The following is a 16,967-nucleotide window of genomic DNA, read 5'->3' as shown; positions in this document are numbered from 1 at the left end:
CAGCCGATGTGCACCCCACACCTACTGGCGCTCCCCGGCGCACACGGAAACCACAAGTGAACAACTGCCCCTGGCGCGAAGGCGGCAGGCGGGTCCGGGGCGCGGCCGGTCGCCGTAGTGCTTTCCTTCTCCGTGTACGGCAAAGGGGCTGACGCGGCGTCAGCCCCTTTGCCGGTGCCGGTGTGACGTCAGTCTCGGCTGCCGTCGAGGATGACCCGCGCGACCAGCGCCGGGTCGTCGTTCATCGGGCAGTGCCCGCAGCCGGGCAGCCGCACCAGCCGGGCCCGCGGCATGATCTGCTTGGCGCGCACACCCTGACGGGGCACCAGCAGCCGGTCCCGGCTGCCCCAGGCCACGGTGACCGGGATGCCGGGAATGTCGTCGTCGAACCGGACGGTGGCCCCGGCGGCGAGCGTCGCCGCGAACCCCGTCGCCTCGGCCAGTGCCCGGGTCTCGGCGACCACGGCCTGCGGGGCGCGGCGGCCGGGGCGGGCGTAGATGGTGCTCGTCAGGACCGTGCGGCCGGCCGTCGAGCGGGACAGCTGCTCGACGAGCGGCACGGGCAGCCGGCGGGAGATGCCGCGCATGGCCAGCAGGACGCCGAACGCGTACCGCCGCTCGGCCTCGGACCAGAAGCCGGCCGGGGACAGCGCGGTGACCGACCGCACCAGCCGCTCACGGCCGAGTTGGAGGGCGATCAGCCCGCCCAGGGAGTTGCCCGCCACGTGCGGACGGTCCAGCTCCAGCGCCTCGCACAGCGCGCCGAACACGGCGGTCGTCGTCGGCAGGTCGTACGCCAGCGCCTGCGGCAGCGCGGGCGAGGCACCGAAGCCCGGCAGGTCCACGGCGATCACGTCGCGGTCGGCGGCGAGGATGTCCACGACGGGGTCCCAGGCCTGCCGGTGATGGCCGATGCCGTGCAGCAGGAGCAGCGGGGCGCCGCGACCCACGCGCGCGTAGGAGACGGTCACCGGCTGCGGGCCGTGCGGGGAGGGGACCTTGAAGGAGAGCGTGGCGGACATGCGGGGCTCCTCGGGGACTCACTGACGGACGCCGAGTAGACAGCTTGTCAGTAATTGCTACTGGCGGGTAGCCCCCAGGGGTGGCTCCGGAGCGTCGCCGAGCCGGCCGAGAGCGCGAGGATTGGTCTTGACCAAGTGTGTGGGGCGTCCTATGGTCGCAGACAAGTGCAACAACCTTTAATAAACAAGGGCGCTAAAACGCCGCCGGACAGGCATCGCGGAGGACAGGGTGGGGACCACGCAGCTGCAGACGGTGCCGGAACCCAAGTACTGGCACCTCAAGACCGTGCTCACCGAGGCGCTCGACTCCGAGTTCACGGTCGGTGAGATCCTGCCCAACGAGCGTGAGCTGGCCGCCCGCTTCGGCGTCGCCCGCGCCACCCTCCGGCAGGCCCTGGAGCAGCTCGAACTGGAAGGCCGGCTCCAGCGCCGCCGCGGCGTGGGCACCACCGTCGCGCCGCCCCGCATGGGCGTGGCCGTCGGCACCGAGGAACACGCCTGGCCGAGCGTCGGCGGAGAGGCCTGGGAGCCGGCCGACTGTGAGTTCGCCGTCCCGCCCGCCGCGGTCGCCGACGCCCTGGAGACCGGCCACGACGAGGCGGTGCACATCGTGCGCCGCACCCGTGTGAACAACGGTCAGACGGTCGCCGCCGAGCTGCTCTACATCCCGCAGGCCTCCGTGCCGGAGCTGACCGGTATCGACGCACCCTCCGGTCCGGGCCGCGCGCGTGCCGTGCTGCGCGAACTGCAGCGGCGCGAGGCGACCGGCCAGGACCGCGCCGTCGAGCTGGGCTCGGCCGGCGCCGACGACGCCAAGGCGCTGGACCGGCTCCCGGGGGCGCCCGTCCTCGTCGTCACCACCCGGTACTTCGCCGAGGGCCGCACCGCCGCGCTCTCCGTCGCCACCTACCGCGCCGACACCTGCCGGCTCACCTTCGGCGACGCGGGCGGCGTCGAGATCCACCCCGCCCCGGAGCGCCGCGCATCCTGACCCGGCGTCGCCCCACACGAGCCCCGGGCGACCGGGGCTCGATGGCGTGCGGCCGGTGCCGTACGGCCGTCGCGGGGTCAGCGGCGGGCGGTCACCGTGCCGTCCACAGCGAACAGCTGCTCCTCCACATGGTCCAGAGCCAGCCGCAGCGCGCCCGTCGCCACCGCGGCCTCACCGAGGAGGGACAGGGTCACCTTCGGCGTCCGCAGGCAGTAGCGGGACAGCTCCTTGCTCAGCGGGGCGAGGACGCCGTCCAGACCGGCCGCCCAGCCGCCGATGACGACCAGCTCCGGGTCCAGCGCCAGCACCAGCGCGGCCACATCGTGCACGAGACGCTGGATGAAACGGTCCACCGCCGCACGGGCCCGCCCGTCGCCCTCGCGGGCCTGGGTGAACACCGCGGCCACGGCCTGCTCGTCCAGCGGGTGCAGCGGCTCGTCGGTAGTCGACAGCAGGGTCTCCGGTGTCGCCTCACGCCCCAGCAGGTGAAGCGCTCCGATCTCGCCGGCCGCGCCGCCGTAACCGCGGTGCAGCCGCCCGCCGATCAGCGCACCCGCACCCGGGCTCAGCCCCGCCAGGACGAACACGATGTCGTCGGACTCGGTGGCGGCGCCCTTCCAGTGCTCGGCCACGGCCGCCGCGTTCGCGTCGTTCTCCACCAGCACAGGGCACTTGAAGGAACGGCTCAGCCGCTCACCCAGCCGCAGCCCCGTCCACCCCGGCAGCGCGGTGCCCAGCCGTACCGTCCCGTCGGCCTCCACGATCCCTGGCGTCGCCACGCCGACAGCGCGCAGCGAGCTGCGCGGCACCCCGGCGCGGCGCAGCAGCTCCGCCACCGTCGTCCGCAGCCGCTCCAGCCGCTCGTCGGTCCCGGCCGTCTCCTCGACGTCCTTGGCCTGCGCGCCCACCACCCGCCCGTCGAGGTCCGCCAGCAGCGCGGCCACCCGGTGCGCGCCGATCTCCACGCCCAGCAGATACCCGGCCTCGGCGCGGAACCGGAATCTCCGCGCCGGGCGGCCCTGCCGCCGTGCCGTGCCCTCCTCGGCCGCCTTCTCGACGACCAGGCCGGCCTGGATGAGATCGTCCACGACGCCCTCGACGGTCGGCCGGGACAGCCCGGTCACCCGGGTGACCTCCGTCAGCGTCGCGCAGTCCGTGGCCCGCAGCGCGTGCAGCACCACCGCGGAATTGATCCTTCGCAGCAGCGAGGGATCCCCGCCGGTCAGCCGCCCCACCGTCCGTCCTCCCAGCTCGTGCGCGTGTTGGCGGGATCGTACTCGGCACACCGGGCACCGGCGAGACACGGGCCGCCAGGGATCCGCTCCGGGGCGCCGCGGCCATGCTCAGCCGGGGGTGACGAAGCCCGACTCGTAGGCCACGATCACCGCCTGCGTGCGGTCCCGCGCCCCCAGCTTCGCCAGGACGGCGCTCACATGCGACTTCACGGTCTCGGTGCCGACGACGAGCCGGGCGGCGATCTCCGCGTTCGACAGCCCGTGGGCCATCAAGCGGAGCACCTCGCCCTCCCGTTCGGTCAGTCGCGCCCGCTCCAGCAGATCACGGGCCGCGCGGTTGCCGCCGCTGTCCCCGTACTCGGCTGCCATGCGCCGCACCGAGGCGGGGAAGAGCAGCGACTCGCCCTCCGCCACCAGCCGCACGGCGTGCACGATCTCCGCCGGCCGCGCCCGCTTCAGCAGGAACCCGTCCGCGCCCGCGCGCAGCGCCCCGTACACGTACTCGTCGTTCTCGAACGTCGTCACCACGAGGATCTTCGGCGGGTCGGCCACGGTACGCAGCACCGCGCGGGTGGCCTCGATGCCGTCCAGCAGAGGCATCCGTACGTCCATGGCGACGACGTCCGGCCGCAACTGCCGCACCAGCGGGATCACCGCGGCACCGTCGGCCGCCTCCCCGACGACCTCGATGTCGGGCTGGGCCTCCAGCACGGCCCGCAGACCCGCGCGGACCAGCGGTTCATCGTCGACGAGGAGCACACGCACGGGCATCCGGCCAGCCTAGATCACCCCACCGGCAACTCGACGTGCACCTGCCAGTCGACGCCGTCGGGGCCCGTGCGGGCCCGGCCGCCGAGGAGGGCCGCACGCTCACGGATGCCGCGCAACCCGCTGCCCCGGCCGGGCCCCGGTATCTCGCCGGGCAGCGGATTGCGCACCTCCAGCAGTAGCCGCGCCCCGTCCGCGGCGACCCTCACCCGCACCGGCACCGACCCGGCGTGGCGCAGCACGTTGGTCAGGGACTCCTGCAACATGCGGTAGCCCTCGCGGGAAATCGGGCCGGGCACCGTCTCCAGAGGGCCGCTCAGCTCGGCGTCGACCTCGGCGCCGGACGCCCGCGCGGACTCCAGCAGCCGCCCGGCGTCGGCGAGCGTCGGCCGGCTGCTCACCGGCCGCTCCGCCTCCCGCAGCACACCGAGCACCCGCTCCAGGTCCTCCAGCGCCGCCCGGCCGGTGTCCTCGATCGCGGCCAGCGCCCGGTCGGTGAACTCCGGATCGCCCGCCGCCCGGGCCGCGCCCGCCTGGACGACCGCCACGGTCAGCGCGTGCCCGATCGAGTCGTGCAGCTCGCGGGCTATGCGGTTGCGCTCCAGCAGTTGTTCGGTGCGCTCCTCCAGCGCGGCGAGCCGCTCGGCGGGGGAGGGCCCGAGCAGCCGCAGGGCGACACGGGTGATCAACTCGCCGCCGGCCAGGACGACCGCCGCCAGCAGAATCAGCGGCAGCGGCGCGAGGACGGCGTACCACCAGTGATGGCCGGTCACGGGCATCCAACCGCCGCTGTCCGGCCGCCCGCCCAGCGCGGCCCGGACCAGGTCCGCGGTGGTGAGGGGCAGTTGGAAGGTCAGCTGGGAGACCAGGGCGCCCAGCAGCAGCCGGGCCTCCAGCCAGAGCACGATCCGCCCGCGGTCGCCCCACGTCTTCGCCGGCTCGGTGACGATCACCGGCGTTCTGCCGTCCTGGCGGCCGCCGAGCAGCAACAGCCGGGCCTGGAAGCCCTCCACGGTCCGCATGACGGGGAGCAGCCCGGACAGGCCCAGCACCACGGCCGCCGTGGCCGGCGCCCACCAGGCCTCGTCGATGAACAGCCACATCGCCGGCCACACGACGGCCACGAACAGATGCAGCCACCGTGTGTACGTGACCGCCCGTGCGAACGGGCGCAACCAGCGGATCATGACGCCATCGTGCCAGCCACCACTGACAACGCACCTCCCTCGCACGGGGGAGACGATCTCCACCGGCGGGGGAGGAGCCGGACCCCGACGGTCCGTCAGGGTGAGGGACATGACCCGCATCGACGTCCACGACCTCACCAAGGAGTACGGCTCCCGGCGCGCCGTCGACGACCTCACCTTCCGCGTCGAACCCGGCCGCGTGACCGGCTTCCTCGGCCCCAACGGCGCCGGCAAGTCCACCACCATGCGGCTCGTCCTCGGCCTGGACCGGCCGACCGCCGGCGCCGCGACCGTCGGCGGCCGTGCCTACGCCACGCTCGGCGAACCGCTCCGCGAGGTCGGCGCGCTGCTGGACGCGCAGTCCGCGCACGGCTCCCGCACCGCCCGCGCCCACCTGCTCGCCCTCGCCGCGAGCAACCGCATCGCATCGCGCCGGGTCGAGCAGGTGCTGGAGGAGGCCGGGCTCGCCCCGGTCGCGCACCGCAGGGTGAGAACGTACTCGCTGGGCATGCGTCAGCGCCTCGGCATCGCGGCCGCGCTGCTCGGTGATCCGCCCGTGGTGATGCTCGACGAGCCCGCCAACGGCCTCGACCCCGAGGGCATCGTCTGGATCCGCCGACTGCTCCGTCGGCTCGCCGCCGAGGGGCGCACGGTCCTGGTCTCCAGTCATCTGATGAACGAGACGGCGTCCTTCGCCGATCACCTCCTGGTCCTCGGCCGCGGACGGCTGCTCGCCGACCTGCCGATGCGCGCCTTCATCGACGCGCGCGTCCAGCCCCGCGTCCGGGTGCGCACCACGGACGGCGTCGCGCTGAAGGAGGCGCTCGCCCGGCACGGCCACGACGCCGCCGAGACGGACGACGGGGCGTGGAGCGTGCCGCACGCGCGCGTGGAGGACATCGGCCGGATCGCGTCCGCGGCGGGCGTACCCCTCCTCGAACTGGCCGCCGAGGAGGGCACGCTGGAGCAGGCCTACCTCGATCTCACCGCGGCCGAAGCCGAGTTCACCGCACCCCGTCAGGAGGCCTGACCATGGGATTCATCCCCGCCCTGCACGCCGAGTGGATCAAGATCCGGACGCTGCGCTCACAGCTCGCGAGCCTGGGCGCGGTCCTGGCCGCCACCGCCGTCTTCTCCGCGCTCGCCGCCCTGGACACCGGCGGTGCGGACTTCGACCCCCTCTTCTCGGCCTTCTTCGGCGTCAGCTTCGGCCAGATCGCGGCCATCGCCTTCGGTACGACGGCCATGGCGGCGGAGTTCCAGGGCGGCGCGCTCCGCGTCTCCCTGGCCGCCGTACCGCGCCGGGGCCGCTGGTTCGCCGCGAAGGCGACGGCGGTGGCCGCGCCCGCGCTGGCCGTCGGCCTGGTCAGCGGCCTGGTCACCCTGGCGGTGGGCCGGGCCGCCCTGGGCGACAAGGCGGCAGGGCTGTCCGCCGGTGAACAGCTGCGCGCTGTCGTGGGCTGCGGGATCTATCTGATGCTCATGGCCCTCTTCGCGACCGGGCTCACCGCGGTGCTGCGCAGCGGCGTGGCGACGCTGAGCATCCTCGTCCCGTTCCTGCTCATCGTCTCCTTCGTCATCGGCGACATGTCCGGCGGCGTCGCCGACTTCCTGCCGGACCGCGCCGGTCAGGCCGTGCTGCACCACAGTTCCGGCGGGCTGCTCGGCCCGTGGCCCGGACTCGCGGTGACCGCCGCCTGGGTGTCGGCCGCGCTGGGAGCGGGCGCCTGGAGCCTGCTGCGCCGTGACGCCTGAGACCGCACAGCCCTGCGCACGGTGTCCGAGCCGGGCCGCACGCTGACACCCCGCCAATTGTCACTGGGGGCCGCTTTACTGGGTCACATGGACAGCGCGCAGCATCTCGCCGTGATCGACCGGCTGCGCTGCCGGGTGTTTCCCGGACAGCGCGGCCGGACGGACGTGGGCGCGGCCGGGCCGGGCTACTTCATAGCGGAGTTGATGACCAGCCACGGGCTGCGGGAGGGCGACCCGGCGGAGCGGGCGCCGACGGCCGCGGACTTCCACGCCCTGAAGGACCGTGTGGCCCGGGAGCTGGACCGGCGCGACGGCGCGCATCCGCTGCCCCTGGGCATGCAGGGCCTGCGGGTGCGGGCCGCGCGGGGGGAGGAGATACCGGAGCCCTGGGCCACGGTCAGCGTCCGGGTGGACGAACTGGACCTGTGGGACCCGGACGAGACCGGCCGCTGGGTCGCCCTGGCGGTGGCCGACCGGGACGCACACGACGAGATCCAACTGATCGCCGTCGTCACCGAGATCGACCCGCCCTGACCGGCCGGGCGCGCCGGGCGGCTACCGGCTACTGCTCGGCGGCCCGCCGCAGCCGGGCGAACTCCTCCGCCATGGTCGTCACGGTCCAGTGCGCGTTCAGCCCGCTCGGATTCGGCAGCACCCACACACGGGTGTCCCCGATCGCGCGCTCCTGCGGTCCCACCTGCGCCGTACGGTCGGCGAAGGCGGCCCGGTAGGCGGTGATGCCGACGACGGCCAGCCAGCGTGGCCGCAGCCGCTCGACCTTGGCCCTCAGCAGCAGGCCGCCCTCCCGGTACTCCTCGGCGCTCAGTTCGTCGGCGCGTGCCGTCGGCCGGGCGACCACGTTGGTGATGCCGAGTCCGTACCCCGGCAGTTCGTGCTGCTCGGCGGGCATGAGCAGCCGGGGAGTGAAGCCGGACAGGTGCAGAACGGGCCAGAAGCGGTTGCCGGGGCGGGCGAAGTGATGGCCCGTCGCGGCGGTCATCAGCCCGGGGTTGATGCCGCAGAAGAGCACGCGGAGGCCGTCCGCGACCACGTCCGGTACCGGGCGGTCGCGGGCGGCCTCCAGCTCCGCCTGAGTGAAACGGGGCATCGTGAGGCGCAGGGTCAGAGGATCGCGCCGGGCGTATAGCCCGCGGCCTCGGGGTGCTGCTTGACGATCTCCTCGACGCGGCCGACGATCGTGGCGACCTGGTCGGCGGCGGCGCCGGTGAAGGACAGCTTGTCCGCCATCAGCGCGGCGAGCTGCTCGCGGTCGAGCGGCAGGCGCTCGTCGGCGGCGAACTTGTCCAGCAGGTCGTTGCGGTCCGCGCCCTGCTCGCGCATCGCCAGGGCGGTGGCGACGGCGTTCTCCTTGATCGCCTCGTGCGCCATCTCGCGGCCGACGCCCGCGCGCACCGCGCCCATCAGTACCTTGGTGGTGGCGAGGAACGGCAGGTAGCGGTCCAGCTCGCGGGCCACGACCGCCGGGAAGGCGCCGAACTCGTCCAGGACGGTCAGGAACGTCTCCAGCAGGCCGTCCAGCGCGAAGAACGCGTCCGGCAGCGCGACGCGGCGCACCACGGAACAGGACACGTCGCCCTCGTTCCACTGGTCACCGGCCAGCTCGCCCGTCATCGAGGCGTAGCCGCGCAGGATCACCATCAGGCCGTTGACGCGCTCGCAGGAGCGGGTGTTCATCTTGTGCGGCATCGCGGAGGAGCCGACCTGGCCCGGCTTGAAGCCCTCGGTGACCAGTTCGTGCCCGGCCATCAGGCGGATCGTCTTGGCCAGCGACGACGGCGCGGCGGCCAGCTGCACCAGCGCGGTGGCGACCTCGTAGTCCAGCGAGCGCGGGTAGACCTGGCCGACGGAGGTGAAGGCCTGCGAGAAGCCGAGGTGCCGGGCGATCCGGTTCTCCAGGTCGGCCAGCTTCGCGGCGTCACCGCCGAGCAGGTCCAGCATGTCCTGCGCGGTGCCGACCGGGCCCTTGATGCCGCGCAGCGGGTAGCGGCCGAGCAGTTCCTCGAGGCGGCCGTAGGCGACCAGCAACTCGTCGGCGGCGGTCGCGAAACGCTTGCCGAGGGTGGTGGCCTGGGCGGCGACGTTGTGGGAACGGCCGGCCATGACCAGCTCGCCGTACTCACCCGCGAGCTTGCCGAGGCGCGCCAGCACCGCCACCGTGCGGTCGCGCACCAGCCCCAGCGAGAGCCGGATCTGCAGCTGCTCGACGTTTTCGGTGAGGTCGCGGGAGGTCATGCCCTTGTGTACGTGCTCGTGCCCGGCGAGGTCGTTGAACTCCTCGATACGGGCCTTCACGTCGTGCCGCGTGACCTTCTCGCGCTCGGCGATGGAGGCCAGGTCGACGGTGTCGAGAACGCGCTCGTAGTCGGCGATCGCCTCGTCCGGAACCTCGATCCCGAGGTCCTTCTGGGCGCGCAGCACGGCGAGCCAGAGCTGACGCTCCAGCTTCACCTTCTGCTCGGGCGACCAGAGCGTGGCGAGCTCGGCGGAGGCGTAGCGTCCGGCGAGGACGTTGGGGATGCGGGGCTTGGCGGGCGCAGAAGTCACGTGTCCAGAGTCTACTGGCGATTCCTGCAGGCCAGCGCCGCGGTACCGATCGGCGGAAACTACGAGACGCCGGTCACGTGCCGCGGACCGCCGCGGCGACCGCCACCCCGGCCGACCGCTGCGACGGATGGTGCGCGGCTGGGGACCAGGTCAGGTGGGACGTCGGGGGCCGGGGGGTTCGGGCGTCCGGTACCCAGGGGCGGACCGCCCAGGGAGCCTGCCGCCGCGTGCCGGATGCGATGGCCGACCCGAAAAGGGGCGTGGGGAACTGCGCGATCAGCCCCCACCGGCCCGCGCCCGGCAGACCACCACACGCGGCAGCACAGACGCCGCGGCGACTCGGCCCCGCTGCAGCCACCCGGCCGTGAGCCGGCAATCCGGTCACAGCCGGCGACGTACCCTGCCCCCAGCCCGGCGCAGCCGCCCCGCTTACGCCCCCGACTCGTCGTACGGCAGCAGTTCCGGGCGCTTCGGCGGGCGGCCGTCGCCCGAGGAGCGGCCCGTGAGGCGGCGGCCTATCCACGGGAGCAGGTGCTGCCGGGTGAAGCGGGCGTCGGCGATGCGGCGGGCGATCCAGTTCGGCGGGAGCGCCGTGGGCAGCGCGGCGTGCCAGTCGGCGTCCTCCGCCTCGTGGCCGAGGGCCTGCCACACCGCCTCCGCGACCCGCCGGTGCCCCTCGGCGGTCAGGTGCAGTCGGTCGACGTCCCACATCCGCGGATCGCTCAGCCCGGGCGCCCCGTACAGGTCGACCACCAGCGCGCCGTGCCGCGCGGCCAGGTCGTCGACGCAGACGAAGAGTTCCTCCATGCGCGGCCGGAAGCGCTCCAGCACCGGGCCCTGCCGGCCGGGGCTGTGCATCAGCACGAGCTGCTTGCAGGACGGCGCGAGGCGCTCCACCGCCTCGGTCAGCAGCCCCTTGACCCGGCCCATGTCGCACTTGGGCCGCAGTGTGTCGTTGAGGCCGCCGACCAGTGTGATCACATCGGCGTCCATCGCGGCCGCCACGGGCACCTGTTCCTCGACGATCTGCCCGATGAGCTTGCCGCGCACGGCCAGGTTGGCGTACCGGAAACCGGGCGTGCGGGCGGCCATCCGGGCCGCGAGGAGGTCGGCCCAGCCGCGGTAGGAGCCGTCCGGCAGCAGGTCCGACATGCCCTCGGTGAAGGAGTCGCCGACGGCGACCAGGCTGGTGTAGGCGGGGTTCGTGTCCATGGCGTCAGCGATGGTAACCCGCGCGGCATACCCAGCGGTCGGTCGCCCTCGGCCGCACCGGGACGCCGCTCCGGCGTCACCGGTGTCCGCGCCGCGTACGGCCGGGCGTCAGGCCCGCTGCCCGAACAGCTCCCGCAGGACGTCCTCCATCGTCACCAGCCCGGCCAGCCGTCCGTCCGCGCCCAGCACCGCCGCCAGATGGGTCCGGCTGCCCCGCATCGCGGTGAGCACGTCGTCCAGCGGCGTCGTCTCCCGCACTCGCGCGATGGGCCGCATGTCCCGCAGCCGGAACGGCAGATCCCGTGGCGAGGCGTCCAGCGCGTCCTTGACGTGCAGATAGCCGACGATCCGCCGTCCCTCGTCCACCACCGGGAAGCGGGAGAACCCGGACTCGGCCGACAGCCCTTCCAGCTGCTCCGGCGTGACGCCCACGTGTGCGTAGACGACCCGTTCCAGCGGCATCACCACGTCGCGCACCGGGCGGCTGCCCAACTCCAGCGCGTCGTGCAGCCGCTCCGTGGCGCGGTCGTCGAGCAGACCGGCCTCACCGGCGTCCTTGACGATCTGCGCCAGCTCCGCGTCCGAGAAGCTGGCCGTCACCTCGTCCTTGGTCTCGACCCGCATCAGCTTCAGCAGCGCGTTCGCGAAGGCGTTGACCGCGAAGATCACCGGCTTCAGCGCCCGAGCCACCGCCACCAGTGGCGGCCCGAGCACCAGGGCGCTGCGTACCGGCTCGGCGAGGGCGATGTTCTTCGGCACCATCTCACCGAGCAGCATGTGCAGATACGTCGCGAGGGCCAGCGCGATCACGAAGGACACCGCGTGGCCGGCGCTCTGCGGCACGCCCACCGCGTGGAACACCGGCTCCAGCAGATGCGCGATCGCCGGCTCGGCGACCACACCCAGCACCAGCGTGCACAGCGTGATGCCGAGCTGGGCGGCGGCCATCAGCGCCGAGACGTGCTGCAGCCCCCACAGCACACTGCGCGCGCGCCGGTCGCCGGCCTCCGCGTGCGGTTCCACCTGTGAGCGCCGCACCGAGATCAGCGCGAACTCGGCGCCGACGAAGAAGGCGTTGACGACGAGTGTCGCCAGACCGATCAGCAACTGCACCGCGGTCACCGCCGCACCCCCTTCCGGCCGTGCGGCTGCTCGTCGTCCAGCGGCGCGTGCAGCAGCACCCGCGCCGCCCTGCGCCCGGAGGCGTCCACCACGTCCATCCGCCACCCGGCGACCTGCACGACGTCACCGACGGCCGGTATGCGCCCCAGCTCGGTGGCGACCAGCCCGGCCAGTGTCTCGTACGGCCCGTCCGGCGCCCTCAGACCCACCCGGGCCAGCTGGTCGACGCGGGCGGCGCCGTCGGCGGAGAACACCGCGCGGCCGTCCTCGTCGGTGCCGGCCGGGGCCAGGTCGGGCGTCTCGTGCGGGTCGTGCTCGTCGCGGACCTCGCCGACGACCTCCTCGACGATGTCCTCCAGCGTCGCCACGCCCGCCGTACCGCCGTACTCGTCGATGACCACGGCCATCGTCCGCTTGCCGGAGAGCCGGTCCAGCAGCCGGTCCACGGTCAGCGACTCGGGCACGAGCAGCGGCTCGCGCATCAGCTCCGACACCGGCACCCGCGTGCGCCGGTCGGCCGGGACGGCCAGCACGTCTTTGACGTGGGCGGTGCCGACGACCGTGTCGAGGCTGCCGCGGTAGACCGGGAAGCGGGACAGGCCGGTCGCCCGGGTCGCGTTCGCCACGTCCTGGCAGGTCGCCTGCGCGTCCAGGGCGATGACCTGCACGCGCGGGGTCATGACGTTCTCCGCGGTGAGGTCGGCGAGGTTGAGCGTGCGTACGAACAGCTCGGCGGTGTCAGGCTCCAGGGCGCCCGCCTTGGCGGAGTGCCGGGCCAGCGCGGCCAGCTCCTGCGGGCCACGCGCGGAGGCGAGCTCCTCGGCCGGCTCGATGCCGAAGCGGCGCACCACGCGGTTGGCGGTGTTGTTCAGGTGGGTGATGAAGGGGCGGAACGCGGCGCTGAACCAGCGCTGCGGGGTCCCCACCCGCTTGGCCATGGCCAGCGGCGCGGAGATCGCCCAGTTCTTGGGCACCAGCTCGCCGACGACCATGAGGAACACCGTGGACAGGGCCGTGCCCACCACGAGCGCGACCGAGCGCGCCGCCCCGGCGGACAGGCCGAGACTCTCCATCGGCCCGGCCAGCAGCTTGGCGATCGAGGGCTCGGCGAGCATGCCGACGACCAGGTTGGTGACGGTGATGCCGAGCTGGGCCCCGGACAGCTGGAAGGTGAGGTTCCGTACGGCCTTCAGCGCGCCCGCGGCGCCCCGCTCGCCGCGCTCCACGGCCCGCTCCAGCTCGCTGCGTTCGACCGTGGTCAGCGAGAACTCGGCCGCGACGAAGGCGCCGCAGGCGAGTGACAGCAGCACGGCGACGAGCAGCAGAAGCACTTCGATCATCGGGTCACCTCCGTCCCATGGTCGGACAGGGCAGGAAGGATCGCGCGATGTCGGCTGTGTCGGCTACTGGGGGGCTCGCCCATGGGCGGAGCTCACGACCTTTCATGGTGGACCGAGTGGTCCACCAATAGTAAAGGATGGGCAAAAACGCTCAGGAGGGGAGTGGCTTGACCCAGCGCCGCCACTGTTCCTCCGGCCCGTATCCGGCCGCGCTCCAGGCGTGCTGGGCGGTCTCGTTGCGCACCAGTACCATCGCGTCCGCGCGCCGCCCGCCCAGCGCCGTGAACCGCTCCTCGGCCGCCGCCAGCAGTGCCGAGCCGATGCCCCGGCGCCGCCGCTCGGGGTGGACGGCGAGCCGGTACAGATGACAGCGCCAGCCGTCGAAGCCCGCGATCACCGTGCCGACCAGCTCCTCGTCCTCCTCTGCCAGGATCAGCGCCTCGGCGTCGCGGGCGAGGAGCCGCTCCACTCCCTCCCGGTCGTCGCTGATGCTCGTCCCCTCGGCGGCCGTCTTCCAGAAGGCCAGCACGGTGTCCAGGTCCCCGGGCGCCGCGGCCCGTATCCGAAGATCAGACATACGGCGATCACATCAGACGGGACACCCGCCGGCCCGGAATTCCACGATCCGGACGGTCACCGGGCGCGCGGCAAGACACGGGGCTGCCGTTCGGCTCGTCGCGCGAGCGGGTGGACCGCCACCTGTGGCGCACGGTGGAGGAGCTGGATCGGCTGCTGGGCTCCGCCGGGCACCGGCCGGAGCCCGCGCAGCAGTCACGGGGCCGCTGCTCGTCGGTGGCAACGGCGACCGGCGGCTCCGGCTGACCGCCGAGCACGCCGGCGTGGCGGCGTTCACGGGCGCGCGGACCGTGCCGGGCAGCACGACGGGGCGGCCGGGGCCGGTCGGCGCGGGGGAGCTGGACGAGCGGGTGGTGCGGTACCGCGCGTTCACAGTCGGCCGCAAGGAGCCCCCGGAGCTGAACCTGCTGATGCAGTCCGTCGTGATCGCCCGGCGATCCGGAGGCGGCGGCCCGGCCGCTGCTGGAGCGGCTGATCGGCGACGAGGAGCACGTAGCCGAACTCCTCGGCGCGGCGGCACTTCGCCCGCCGCTCACCGGCGGACGACGGATCGAGCAGATCGACACCGGAGCGGAACCGGCGGGGAAAACGAACGCTCCGCAGTATCAAGGGACTTCGCGGCCCCATCACTCGTGCGCGATCGCCGCCAGCACATTCATGCGTGAGGCACGCAGCGCCGGGAGCAGTGCCGCGACGACCCCGACGACCGCCGATCCGACCACCACCGCGACGATCGTCGACCACGGGACCGCCAGCGCCTTCATGCCCTGCAAGGCCAGCACCCGCTGCATGCACAGCCCCCACACGAGACCAAGGCCGAGCCCCAGCACCGCACCGAACACCGCGATGACCACCGACTCCAGGCGGATCATCCGCCGCAGCTGACGCCGGCTCAGCCCGATCGCCCGCAGCAGCCCGACCTCCCGGGTGCGCTCCACCACCGACAGCGCCAGCGTGTTCACCACACCGAGCACCGCGATGACGATCGCCAGCCCCAGCAGCGCGTACACGAGGTACAGCAGCACCGCGATCTGGTCGTGCACCAGCTTCTTGTAATCGGCCTGGTCGCGTACCTGCACCTGCGGATACGCCGCCAGCGACCGCTCCAGCCGGGAGCGCAGCGCGTCGGGGCCCGTACCGGGGGCGGCGTTGACGTACAGCGCCGCGTCCTGGCCGCCGGGCACGTACCGCTCCACCGTGCCGATCCCGAGGAACAGCCCACCGCGCATGCCGAAGCCCTCACTCGCCTCCTGGTCGGTGAGCGCGCCGACCCGCAGCTCGGTGCTGCGCCCGCCCGGGAACTCCACCGGCAGCACACTGCCCAGCCGGACGCCGTGGTCGCGCGCGAACCCGGAGTCCATGCCGATGCCGCCGGGGGCCAGCGCGCCCGCCGTGCCGCCCGCGGCGTACGTCAGGTGGGCGACGTCGTCGAGCCGCGGGTCGTAACCCGAAGCCGTCGAGACGACGCGCTGCCCGTCCGGCAGCCGCACGGCGACCGGGGCGAAGCGCTGCCGTACGACCAGGCCCACGCCCTTCGTGGCGCGCACCTGAGTGGTGACGTCCTTGGAGAACGCCGTGTACCGGCCGCTCTGCACCACGAAGTCGGCGCCGAGCGTCTTGTCGATCCGCTCGTCGAACGAACGGGACATCGAGGCGCTCGCCACCGACAGGCCGCCGACCAGGGCGAGCCCGACCATCAGGGCGGCCGCGGTCGCCCCCGTCCGGCGCGGGTTGCGCAGGGCGTTGCGCTGGCTCATCCGGCCGACGGAACCGAACACGGCCGGGAAGGCCGCGCCGAGCACCCGGATCACCGGGCGCACCAGCAGCGGCCCCGCGACGACGGTCGCGATCAGCGTGAGGACCACACCGAGACCGAGCAGCGAGGCCGCCGTCGCCGTCCGGGACGACGCCGCGCAGCCAGCGAGCGCCGCCGCGCCCAGCGCGCCCACCACAGCCCCCGCGATCGCGCGGGCTTTCAGCGGCCGGCCCACCCCGGCGACCTCGGCGTCCTGCAGCGCCGCCATCGGGGAGACGGCGGAGGCCCGCCGGGCCGGGAGATACGCGGCGACGAAGGTGACCCCCACCCCGACGGCGTAGGCCGTCACCGGGGTCACCCAGCCGATGGCCATCCCGGCCGTCGTCAGATTCATCCCGAACGAGGCCATGAGGTGGATCAGACCCACCGCGAGTCCGATCCCGGCCGCCAGGCCCAGCGTGGAGCCCACCAGGCCGAGCAGGACGGCCTCGGTGAGCACGGAACGGCGCACCTGCCGCCGGTCTGCGCCCAGCGCGCGCAGCAGCCCCAGTTCGCGGGTGCGCTGGGCGATCAGCATCGAGAAGGTGTTGACGATCAGGAAGACGCCCACCAGCACGGCGATCCCGGCGAAGCCCACCATGACGTACTTGATGACCTTCAGAAAGGTGCCGAGCTGCTGCGCCGCCGACTTCGCCTGCTCACCGGCCGTCTTCACGGTGTACGGCCCGCCACCCAGCGCGGCCGCGACCTGGCGCTTGAGCACGGTGTCACGCACGCCAGGGGCCGCCGTGACGGAGATGGCGGTGGCGCGGTCGGCGGACCCGAGCAGCAGCCGGGCCGCGTGTGCCGGGTCGAGGTACAACAGGGCCGAGCCGGGGTTGGTCGTCGTGAACGTGGCGATGCCGACCACGCGAACCGTGAAAGTGCCCGGCTGCGCGAGCACGGTCAGCGTGTCGCCGATCCGCACGTGCTTCTTGCGGACGGTGTCCGCGTCCAGCAGCGCCTCGTGCACTCCGTGCGGGGCGCGCCCGGAGGTGAGCCGGACCGGGCTGCGGTCGGTGACGTGCCAGTCCCGCGCGAGGGTGGGCGCGCCGGTGGTCGGACTCACGGACTCCCGACGGCTGTCGACGACGGTGATGTTCTGCACGCTCACGTCCGGGTGCGCCGAAGCGGCCCCCGGAGCCTTCGCCGCGCGGGCGGCGAGCGAGGCGGGCAGGGTCTGCACCGCGCCGCTGGGCCCCGAGGTGCGCAGGTCCTCCTTCGGCGCCACGGTGACGTCGGCGGCGGTGGAGGCGAAGAGCCGGTCGAAGGTGCGCGTGACCGTGTCGGAGAAGATCAGGCTGCCCGCGACGAACGCGACGGACAGCACGACCGCCAGCGCCGACAGCAGCAGGCGGCCCTTGTGGGCGAGGAAACTGCGCAGGGTGGCGCGGAGCAC

The 16,967-nt window shown here is 73.5% G+C and carries 15 protein-coding genes and 1 pseudogene; 5 read left to right on the top strand and 11 right to left on the bottom strand.

What is annotated here, in order from left to right; translation table 11 throughout:
• Positions 1-188 precede the first annotated feature (188 nt).
• The gene (locus AB0J12_RS19855) at positions 189-1,022 is read right to left on the bottom strand and encodes an alpha/beta fold hydrolase (protein WP_363265614.1); all 834 of its coding nucleotides are present in this window, start codon (positions 1,020-1,022) and stop codon (positions 189-191) included.
• A 229-nt stretch (positions 1,023-1,251) separates the two neighbouring features.
• Between AB0J12_RS19855 and AB0J12_RS19850 the strand changes: the two genes are divergently transcribed.
• Entirely contained in the window at positions 1,252-2,013 is a 762-nt protein-coding gene (locus AB0J12_RS19850) for a GntR family transcriptional regulator (protein WP_363265613.1), read from the top strand.
• A 77-nt stretch (positions 2,014-2,090) separates the two neighbouring features.
• Here the strand turns inward: AB0J12_RS19850 and AB0J12_RS19845 are convergent, their stop codons facing one another.
• The 3 genes from AB0J12_RS19845 to AB0J12_RS19835 form a co-directional block, all read right to left on the bottom strand.
• Positions 2,091-3,248 (bottom strand): ROK family transcriptional regulator, encoded by a 1,158-nt coding sequence (locus AB0J12_RS19845; protein WP_363265612.1) that lies wholly within the window; start codon positions 3,246-3,248, stop codon positions 2,091-2,093.
• A 108-nt stretch (positions 3,249-3,356) separates the two neighbouring features.
• Positions 3,357-4,019 (bottom strand): response regulator transcription factor, encoded by a 663-nt coding sequence (locus AB0J12_RS19840; RefSeq protein WP_363265611.1) that lies wholly within the window; start codon positions 4,017-4,019, stop codon positions 3,357-3,359.
• Positions 4,020-4,033: 14 nt separating this feature from the next.
• Positions 4,034-5,203: a histidine kinase gene (locus AB0J12_RS19835; RefSeq protein ID WP_363265610.1), complete on the bottom strand. Its 1,170-nt coding sequence runs from the start codon at positions 5,201-5,203 to the stop codon at positions 4,034-4,036.
• A 109-nt stretch (positions 5,204-5,312) separates the two neighbouring features.
• Here AB0J12_RS19835 and AB0J12_RS19830 point away from each other — a divergent pair, with 109 nt between their 5' ends.
• The 3 genes from AB0J12_RS19830 to AB0J12_RS19820 all read left to right on the top strand — a co-directional run bounded on the left by AB0J12_RS19830 (position 5,313) and on the right by AB0J12_RS19820 (position 7,492).
• Entirely contained in the window at positions 5,313-6,233 is a 921-nt protein-coding gene (locus tag AB0J12_RS19830) for an ATP-binding cassette domain-containing protein (RefSeq protein ID WP_363265609.1), read from the top strand.
• 2 nt (positions 6,234-6,235) lie between these two features.
• A complete protein-coding gene (locus tag AB0J12_RS19825; RefSeq protein ID WP_363265608.1) occupies positions 6,236-6,958 on the top strand; it encodes an ABC transporter permease in 723 nt (240 codons plus the stop codon).
• Between the two features lie 87 nt (positions 6,959-7,045).
• The gene (locus AB0J12_RS19820) at positions 7,046-7,492 is read left to right on the top strand and encodes a hypothetical protein (RefSeq protein ID WP_363265607.1); all 447 of its coding nucleotides are present in this window, start codon (positions 7,046-7,048) and stop codon (positions 7,490-7,492) included.
• Between the two features lie 28 nt (positions 7,493-7,520).
• Here AB0J12_RS19820 and mug read toward each other — a convergent pair whose 3' ends face one another.
• From mug to AB0J12_RS19790, 6 genes are all read right to left on the bottom strand, one after another.
• Complete coding sequence (mug, locus tag AB0J12_RS19815) at positions 7,521-8,066, bottom strand: G/U mismatch-specific DNA glycosylase (protein ID WP_363265606.1); 546 nt, start codon at positions 8,064-8,066, stop codon at positions 7,521-7,523.
• Between the two features lie 14 nt (positions 8,067-8,080).
• A complete protein-coding gene (purB, locus tag AB0J12_RS19810; protein ID WP_363265605.1) occupies positions 8,081-9,523 on the bottom strand; it encodes an adenylosuccinate lyase in 1,443 nt (480 codons plus the stop codon).
• Between the two features lie 429 nt (positions 9,524-9,952).
• Positions 9,953-10,735, bottom strand: a complete 783-nt coding sequence (locus AB0J12_RS19805; protein WP_363265604.1) for an SGNH/GDSL hydrolase family protein — start codon at positions 10,733-10,735, stop codon at positions 9,953-9,955.
• A 108-nt stretch (positions 10,736-10,843) separates the two neighbouring features.
• Positions 10,844-11,857 carry a hemolysin family protein gene (locus AB0J12_RS19800; RefSeq protein ID WP_363265603.1) on the bottom strand — a complete coding sequence of 338 codons (1,014 nt, stop codon included), beginning with the start codon at positions 11,855-11,857 and terminating at the stop codon, positions 10,844-10,846.
• Positions 11,854-13,197 (bottom strand): hemolysin family protein, encoded by a 1,344-nt coding sequence (locus AB0J12_RS19795; RefSeq protein ID WP_363265602.1) that lies wholly within the window; start codon positions 13,195-13,197, stop codon positions 11,854-11,856. Before AB0J12_RS19795 ends, AB0J12_RS19800 begins: the two co-directional genes overlap by 4 nt.
• 151 nt (positions 13,198-13,348) lie before the next feature.
• Positions 13,349-13,774 carry a GNAT family N-acetyltransferase gene (locus AB0J12_RS19790; RefSeq protein WP_363265601.1) on the bottom strand — a complete coding sequence of 142 codons (426 nt, stop codon included), beginning with the start codon at positions 13,772-13,774 and terminating at the stop codon, positions 13,349-13,351.
• Between the two features lie 80 nt (positions 13,775-13,854).
• On the opposite strand from AB0J12_RS19790, the pseudogene AB0J12_RS19785 reads away from it, so the two are divergent.
• Positions 13,855-14,241: pseudogene (locus AB0J12_RS19785) on the top strand (LLM class F420-dependent oxidoreductase); the annotation flags it as partial.
• Between the two features lie 158 nt (positions 14,242-14,399).
• On the opposite strand, the gene AB0J12_RS19780 reads toward AB0J12_RS19785, so the two are convergent.
• The gene (locus AB0J12_RS19780; RefSeq protein ID WP_363265600.1) at positions 14,400-16,967 is read right to left on the bottom strand and encodes an ABC transporter permease; all 2,568 of its coding nucleotides are present in this window, start codon (positions 16,965-16,967) and stop codon (positions 14,400-14,402) included.

It is taken from the genome of Streptomyces sp. NPDC049915 (assembly GCF_040656475.1).
GTDB lineage: Bacteria > Actinomycetota > Actinomycetes > Streptomycetales > Streptomycetaceae > Streptomyces.
Note: the sequence above shows the minus strand (reverse complement) of the source record. Positions and strands in the feature narration are given on the sequence as shown.

Coding starts and splice junctions, on each gene's coding strand:
- AB0J12_RS19855 (WP_363265614.1), bottom strand. CDS start 1,022: ATGTCCGCCACGCTCTCCTTCAAGGTCCCCTCCCCGCACGGCCCGCAG.
- AB0J12_RS19840 (WP_363265611.1), bottom strand. CDS start 4,019: ATGCCCGTGCGTGTGCTCCTCGTCGACGATGAACCGCTGGTCCGCGCG.
- AB0J12_RS19835 (WP_363265610.1), bottom strand. CDS start 5,203: ATGATCCGCTGGTTGCGCCCGTTCGCACGGGCGGTCACGTACACACGG.
- AB0J12_RS19830 (WP_363265609.1), top strand. CDS start 5,313: ATGACCCGCATCGACGTCCACGACCTCACCAAGGAGTACGGCTCCCGG.
- AB0J12_RS19825 (WP_363265608.1), top strand. CDS start 6,236: ATGGGATTCATCCCCGCCCTGCACGCCGAGTGGATCAAGATCCGGACG.
- AB0J12_RS19820 (WP_363265607.1), top strand. CDS start 7,046: ATGGACAGCGCGCAGCATCTCGCCGTGATCGACCGGCTGCGCTGCCGG.
- mug (WP_363265606.1), bottom strand. CDS start 8,066: ATGCCCCGTTTCACTCAGGCGGAGCTGGAGGCCGCCCGCGACCGCCCG.
- AB0J12_RS19805 (WP_363265604.1), bottom strand. CDS start 10,735: ATGGACACGAACCCCGCCTACACCAGCCTGGTCGCCGTCGGCGACTCC.
- AB0J12_RS19795 (WP_363265602.1), bottom strand. CDS start 13,197: ATGATCGAAGTGCTTCTGCTGCTCGTCGCCGTGCTGCTGTCACTCGCC.
- AB0J12_RS19790 (WP_363265601.1), bottom strand. CDS start 13,774: ATGTCTGATCTTCGGATACGGGCCGCGGCGCCCGGGGACCTGGACACC.